This window comes from Corallococcus praedator, from assembly GCF_003612125.1.
GTDB classification, from domain to species: Bacteria; Myxococcota; Myxococcia; order Myxococcales; family Myxococcaceae; genus Corallococcus; species Corallococcus praedator.
Genome location: NZ_RAWI01000507.1, coordinates 1 through 5797 on the forward strand (window position 1 = coordinate 1; position 5797 = coordinate 5797).

The 5797-nt window shown below is 70.7% G+C and carries 8 protein-coding genes; 7 read left to right on the forward strand and 1 reads right to left on the reverse strand.

Going from position 1 to position 5797, the window contains the following annotated elements:
* Positions 1 to 123 precede the first annotated feature (123 nt).
* The 7 genes from hisH (at position 124) to D7Y13_RS37400 (ending at position 4796) form a co-directional block, all read left to right on the forward strand.
* The gene (hisH, locus tag D7Y13_RS37370; protein ID WP_120537992.1) at positions 124 to 717 is read left to right on the forward strand and encodes an imidazole glycerol phosphate synthase subunit HisH; all 594 of its coding nucleotides are present in this window, start codon (positions 124 to 126) and stop codon (positions 715 to 717) included.
* Entirely contained in the window at positions 714 to 1430 is a 717-nt protein-coding gene (locus D7Y13_RS37375; RefSeq protein WP_120537993.1) for a 1-(5-phosphoribosyl)-5-[(5-phosphoribosylamino)methylideneamino]imidazole-4-carboxamide isomerase, read from the forward strand. Before hisH ends, D7Y13_RS37375 begins: the two co-directional genes overlap by 4 nt.
* Positions 1427 to 1978, forward strand: coding sequence for an imidazoleglycerol-phosphate dehydratase (locus D7Y13_RS37380; RefSeq protein WP_120537994.1), 552 nt, complete (start codon positions 1427 to 1429; stop codon positions 1976 to 1978). The genes D7Y13_RS37375 and D7Y13_RS37380 overlap by 4 nt, the downstream gene beginning before the upstream one ends.
* Positions 1978 to 2739 (forward strand): imidazole glycerol phosphate synthase subunit HisF, encoded by a 762-nt coding sequence (gene hisF, locus D7Y13_RS37385; RefSeq protein ID WP_120537995.1) that lies wholly within the window; start codon positions 1978 to 1980, stop codon positions 2737 to 2739. Before D7Y13_RS37380 ends, hisF begins: the two co-directional genes overlap by 1 nt.
* Positions 2736 to 3518, forward strand: a complete 783-nt coding sequence (gene hisN, locus D7Y13_RS37390) for a histidinol-phosphatase (protein WP_120537996.1) — start codon at positions 2736 to 2738, stop codon at positions 3516 to 3518. Before hisF ends, hisN begins: the two co-directional genes overlap by 4 nt.
* On the forward strand, positions 3515 to 4132 hold the full coding sequence (gene hisIE, locus D7Y13_RS37395) for a bifunctional phosphoribosyl-AMP cyclohydrolase/phosphoribosyl-ATP diphosphatase HisIE (protein ID WP_120537997.1): 618 nt from the start codon (positions 3515 to 3517) through the stop codon (positions 4130 to 4132). The genes hisN and hisIE overlap by 4 nt, the downstream gene beginning before the upstream one ends.
* A 220-nt stretch (positions 4133 to 4352) precedes the next feature.
* Positions 4353 to 4796 (forward strand): DofB protein, encoded by a 444-nt coding sequence (locus D7Y13_RS37400; protein ID WP_120537998.1) that lies wholly within the window; start codon positions 4353 to 4355, stop codon positions 4794 to 4796.
* A 59-nt stretch (positions 4797 to 4855) separates the two neighbouring features.
* On the opposite strand, the gene D7Y13_RS37405 is transcribed toward D7Y13_RS37400, so the two are convergent.
* Positions 4856 to 5797: hypothetical protein (locus D7Y13_RS37405; RefSeq protein ID WP_208734528.1), on the reverse strand; the 942-nt coding region annotated here is incomplete at its 5' end.

Sequence of the window (5797 nt, forward strand, 5' to 3'; positions counted from 1 at the left end):
GGAGCGCAACGTGAACGTGCGGGTGTTCGAAGGACTCGCCGGGGTGGGGGACGCGCTGCGCATCGGCAGTGGTCCCTGGCCCTTGATGGCGACGGCGCTGAAGGCGCTCAAGGAGGCGCTGTGATGCGAGTGACCCTGTTCGACTATGGCGCTGGAAATCTGCACTCGCTGGCGAAGGCCCTGGCCACCGCGCCGGACGTGGACGTGCGGGTGCAGGAGGATCCGCTGCGTGCGCTCGACACCGATATGCTGGTGCTGCCGGGCGTGGGCGCGTTCGGCGCGGCGGCGGCGCGGCTGGCCCCGGGACGCGAGGCGATGCGGCGCGCCCTGGACGCGGGCCTGCCGTGCCTGGGCATCTGCCTGGGCATGCAGTTGCTCTTCGATGAGAGCGACGAGGGCGCGGGCCAGGGGCTGGGCTACTTCCAGGGGCGGGTGACCCGGCTGACGGCGCGGCAGGTTCCGCAGATTGGGTGGAACGACGTGGAGGAGGACCGGGCGCTGGCGTCCGCGAAGCTGGCCTCCGTGTACTTCGCGCACAGCTATGTCTGTCGCGCAGTGGATCCGGCGGACGTAGTGGGCTGGACGACCCACGAGGAGGATCGGTTCCCAGCGTCGGTGCGGCGCGGGAAGGTGCTGGGCGTGCAGTTCCACCCGGAGAAGTCCTCCCAGGCGGGCGTGCGCTTCGTGCAGGCGTTCCTGAAGGAGGTGGCCCCGTGATCGCCATTCCGGCCATCGACTTGAGGGAAGGTGCGTGCGTGCAGTTGGTGGGCGGCTCCTATGAAGCGGAGCGCGTGCGCGTGGATGATCCGCTGGAGGCACTGAAGCAGTGGCTGGCCCTGGGCTTCCGCACGTTCCATGTCGTGGACCTGGACGCGGCGCTGGGCAAGGGGTCCAACGCGGACGTCGTGACGCGGCTGGTGTCTCATGCCCCGGGGCTCACCTTCACGGTGGGCGGCGGCGTGCGTGATGGCTCGCGCGTGGAGGCGGTGCTCGCGGGCGGGGCGTCCTCGGTCGTCGTCGGCACCCGCGCCATCGAGGACCTCGCGTGGCTCAGCGAAGTCACGGAGCGCTTCCCGGGACGCGTGGTGGTGGCCGCGGACGTGAAGGGCCGTGAGGTGGTGACGCGCGGCTGGACGTCGGGCAGTGCCCGGGACATCCGCGACGTGCTGTCCGCGCTGGAGCCGCTGCCGCTGGGCGGGATGCTCGTCACGGCGGTGCACAAGGAGGGGCAGCTGGGAGGCGTGGACCTGCCCTTGATGGAAGAGGTGGCTCGCACGAGCCGGCACCGGCTCTACGCGTCCGGAGGCGTGACGACCCTGGAGGACCTGCGGGCGCTCGCGAAGGTGGGCGCGCACGGGGCGGTGGTGGGCATGGCGCTGTACACGGGACGGCTGGACGCGCGCGCGGTCGCGCAGGAGTTCGCGCAATGAGCACGGGAACGAACACCCGGGTCGTCCGGGAGACGAAGGAAACGAAGGTCACGGTGGAGCTGGCGCGGGGCTCGGGCGTGGCCCGGGTGGACACGGGCCTGAAGTTCTTCGACCACATGCTCTCCACCTTCGCGCGCTACGCGGGATTGGACCTGACGCTGCACGCGCGGGGCGACCTGCGCCACCACCTGATGGAGGACGTGGCCATCACCCTGGGCACCGCCGTGCAACGCGTGGTGCCAGCCACGGCGGCGCGCTATGGCGAGCGCACCGTGCCCATGGACGACGCGCTGGTGCAGGCGTGCCTGGACGCGGGCGGGCGCTTCTACTACCGGGGCCCGTTGAAGAACCGGCTGTACGAGCACTGGATGCGCTCGTTCTGCGAGCACTCGCGCATCACGCTGCACCTGCGCGTCCTGCGTGGCCGGGACAGCCACCACCTCACCGAAGCGGCCTTCAAGGCGCTGGGGCTCGCGCTTCGGGACGCGATGGTGGACTCCGGCGTCGTCTTCAGCATGAAGGGCAGTGTCTCCCTGGAGGTGACGTGATGCTCAGCCGACGGCTCATCGTCTGCCTGGATGTGAAGGGCGGACGCGTGGTGAAGGGCGTCCAGTTCGAGGGCCTGCGCGACGTGGGGGACCCCGTGGAACTGGCGCTGCGCTACGAGGAAGAGGGCGCGGACGAGGTGACGTTCCTGGACATCTCCGCGAGCGCGGAGGAGCGCGAGACGCTGTGGGACCTGGTCCAGCGCACCGCGGAGCGCCTGTTCATCCCGCTCACGGTGGGCGGAGGCGTGCGCACGGTGGACGACGTGGGCCGGGCACTTCGGGCCGGAGCGGACAAGGTGAGCATCAACTCCGCGGCGGTGGCCACGCCCGAACTGCTCACCGGCTGCGCGGAGCGCTTCGGCGCCCAGTGCGTGGTGGCGAGCATCGACGCGAAGCGGGACGGGGCGCGCTACCGCGTCTACACGCACGGCGGACGGCGCCCCACCGACCTGGACGCAGTGGCCTGGGCGAGGGAGTGCGTCCGACGCGGAGCAGGGGAGGTGCTGCTCACCAGCATCGACCGTGACGGCGCTCGCACGGGCTACGACCTGGGCCTGACGCGCGAAGTGGCGGACGCCGTGAACGTGCCCGTCATCGCTTCCGGCGGAGCGGGCCGAGCGGAGCACGTGCGCGAGGCCCTGACCCTGGGCGGAGCGGACGCAGCCCTGGTGGCGGGCATCCTCCACGACGGCCTCACCACGGTCGGCGCCCTCAAATCCCTGCTGCGCGACAGCGGCCTTCCCATCCGGAGCACGACATGAATGTGGATTCCCGAGACCTGATGGAGGCCGCTGGCGACGTGGCGCGCAAGGCCGGTGACGTGGCGCTGGGCTTCTTCCGAAGCGGCATCGCCGTGGACACCAAGAGCGACGGCACCCCCGTGACGGTGGCGGATCGCACCGCCGAATGGACCGCTCGCCAGTGGCTGGAGGAGCGCTTCCCGGATGACGGCCTCCTGGGCGAGGAGTTCGGTGAGACGCGGCCCGGCGCGAAGCGCCGCTGGATCCTCGATCCCATCGACGGAACGAAGACCTTCATCCGAGGCGTCCCCCTGTGGGGCACGCTGGTGGCGGTGGCGGAAGGCGAGCGCATCCTCGCGGGCGCGGCGTACTTCCCGGCCGTCAACGAAATGCTCGTCGCATCCCCGGGCCTCGGCTGCTTCTGGAACGGGACCGCCGCACGCGTGTCGTCCCAGGCCGAGCTGTCCCAGGCCGTGGTGCTGATCACCGACGAGCGCTTCCTCCAGAACCCCACGAAGGGCGCGGCCTGGCGCGAACTGTCGCGGCAGGCGTCCCTCTCCCGCACCTGGGGCGACTGCTACGGCTACCTGCTCGTCGCCACCGGGCGCGCGGAGGCCATGGTGGACGAAGGCCTGTCGCCCTGGGACGCGGCGGCGCTGCAACCCATCATCGAGGAGGCGGGGGGCGTGTTCACCGACTGGAAGGGTCAGCGCACGGCGTTCGGCGGCGACGGCATCGCCACCAACGCGGCGCTCGCGGCGCGCGTGCGCGAAGTGCTGGGCGCGGGAGGCAGACCGTGAAGCTGGACGTGGCGGCGTTGAACTTCGACAAGGGACAGGGGCTCGTCACAGTGGTGACGCAGGACGCGCGCACCGGCGACGTCCTCATGGTGGCGCACGCGGATCGCGAGGCCCTGGAGCTCACGCTCGCCACCGGCGAGATGCACTACCGCTCCCGCACGCGCGGCCTCTGGCACAAGGGCGCCACCAGCGGAAACACCCAGAAGGTCGTGTCCCTGCGCGCGGACTGCGACGGCGACGCGGTGCTCGCTCGCGTGGAGAAGGCCGGTCCCGCGTGTCACACCGGCGATGAGACCTGCTTCGGTGAAGGCCGCTGGGATGCGCTCGCGCACCTGGATGCGACGCTCGCCCAGCGCGTGGCCACGCCCTCAACGGAAGGGGAGAAGCCGAGCTACACGCGGCGGCTGCTGGAGGACCGCAACCTGCGCCTGAAGAAGCTGGGCGAAGAGGCCGCGGAATTGGTGACGGCCTGCGCGGATGCGGATCCACACCGGGCCGCCGAGGAAGCAGCCGACGTGCTCTACCACGTGCTCGTCGCCATCCGTCCGCTGGGGCTCACCCTGGAAGACGTGAAAGCCGTGCTGGCCGCCCGCGCACGTCCCGCGCAGCGCTGATCAGCCCGAAAAACGGGGCGTGTCGGTTGCGACCCAGGCGGAGTTGTCCAGCTGTACTGCAGCTGGACAGCGTGGCTGGCACACAGGCGCGCCAAAGGTACAGGAGTGTGTCCGCTACTCTTCAACCGCCCTTGCGATCCTGGTACAGAATCCGGCCTGCGGCGCGGGCCGCGCCAGACGAGGCGCCCCAGTTCTCAGCGTTCGCTTCACCGGAGGATTCGTGACTTCCACGTACCAATCCGAACTCATCGACCGCGTGTTCTTCTCTCGTTGGCACAACCCGCCGACGAAGGACGACGTCGCGGCCATCATGGCGCAGATGGAGGAGGCGACCCAGCGGCTGGGAACGAACGTTCTGTACATCGCCTCCATCAGCCCCAAGGCCAAGGTTCCGGACGCGACCGAGCGCGCGCACCTGAACCAGATGGTGGCCGAGGGCCGGCGGTTCTGTGAGCAGTCCTGGCTGGTGTACGAAGGCACGGACCTGCAGCACAACCTCCAGCGAGTCATCATCTCGGGCGTGCTCATCCTCACGCGCACGTTCGACAACTACCTGTCGGTCGCCAAGTCGGCGGACGCCATCGTCAAGGACGTCTCTACCGCGTTGAAGCGCGACGCGTCCGGCATCTTCAAGACTGCGCGCGAGCGCGGCCTCATCGCCTGAGTCCCACGCGAGCGACGTCGGACCCCCGCTCCGACGCCGCGTGATTGCTGGCGCCCGCGCTACCGGGCGCCGATGATTTCCAGCTCCTTCAGTTCCACGCCCGGCCGCTCCGGTAGGACGCTCACCGCGTCCACGTCGAGCAGCGGAACGGCGGGCTTGCAGATCTCCCATCGCCCCGTCCCGCGAAAGCGGCAGACGGTGGGATCGACGTGGAAGGCCCCGCCCTCGCTGTCCCTGCGTCCCACGCCCTGCGGCGTGCGGATGATGGCGCGCAGCGTGCCCGGCCCCGTGGCGCGCACCTGGAACGACACCATGTGCTTCAGCGACGGCGCATAGCCCAGCCGCAGCACGCCCTCCGTTCCGCCACCTCCCGTGCCCACCGGCAGCTTCACGCCTGACAGCTCGTCCTTATCGAACGCCCGGAACGCGTCCCCCGGACCGCCCGTCTGATCCGGTTCGATGGGCCCTGTCTCCACCGTGCGTCCGGTGAACAGCGACGCGAGCCGGGGTGCCCGCGCGCCCTGCTGCACCGCCGCCGCGTTCAGGAGCGGCGCGGGCAGCTGCTCCGTCTTCACGCACGTGGGCGCCAGCTCCTCCAGCAGCGCCAGGAGGGGCGGCTCCACATCCGGCCCCGACAGGGCGGCAGGCCCCACGGCCAGGCGGGCGAGGTCCTGGCAGGCGGTGACCATCGCCGCCCCCGAGTGCTCCAGGCTCCAGCGGATCAGCTCCAGGTCCTGCCTGCCGCGACGTGCCGCCTCCTGCAACGCGCGCGTCACGGCCGACGCGCAGGGGTTGTCCTGGGGCGCGCAGCGCTCGCACAGCGTTTCGAGCATCTTCCGGGGCGTTGTCTCCCCTTCGAAGTTCAGCGTGGCGTAGGGGAACAGGCCGGCACTCCGCGCGCAGGCCGCGGCGGGAGGGGTGGGACAGTCGTCAACCTGACGGAGCATCCCGAACCAGCCGAGGCTGGCCTCGCCTTTCGTGGGGGGAGGGGACGCGAGGAC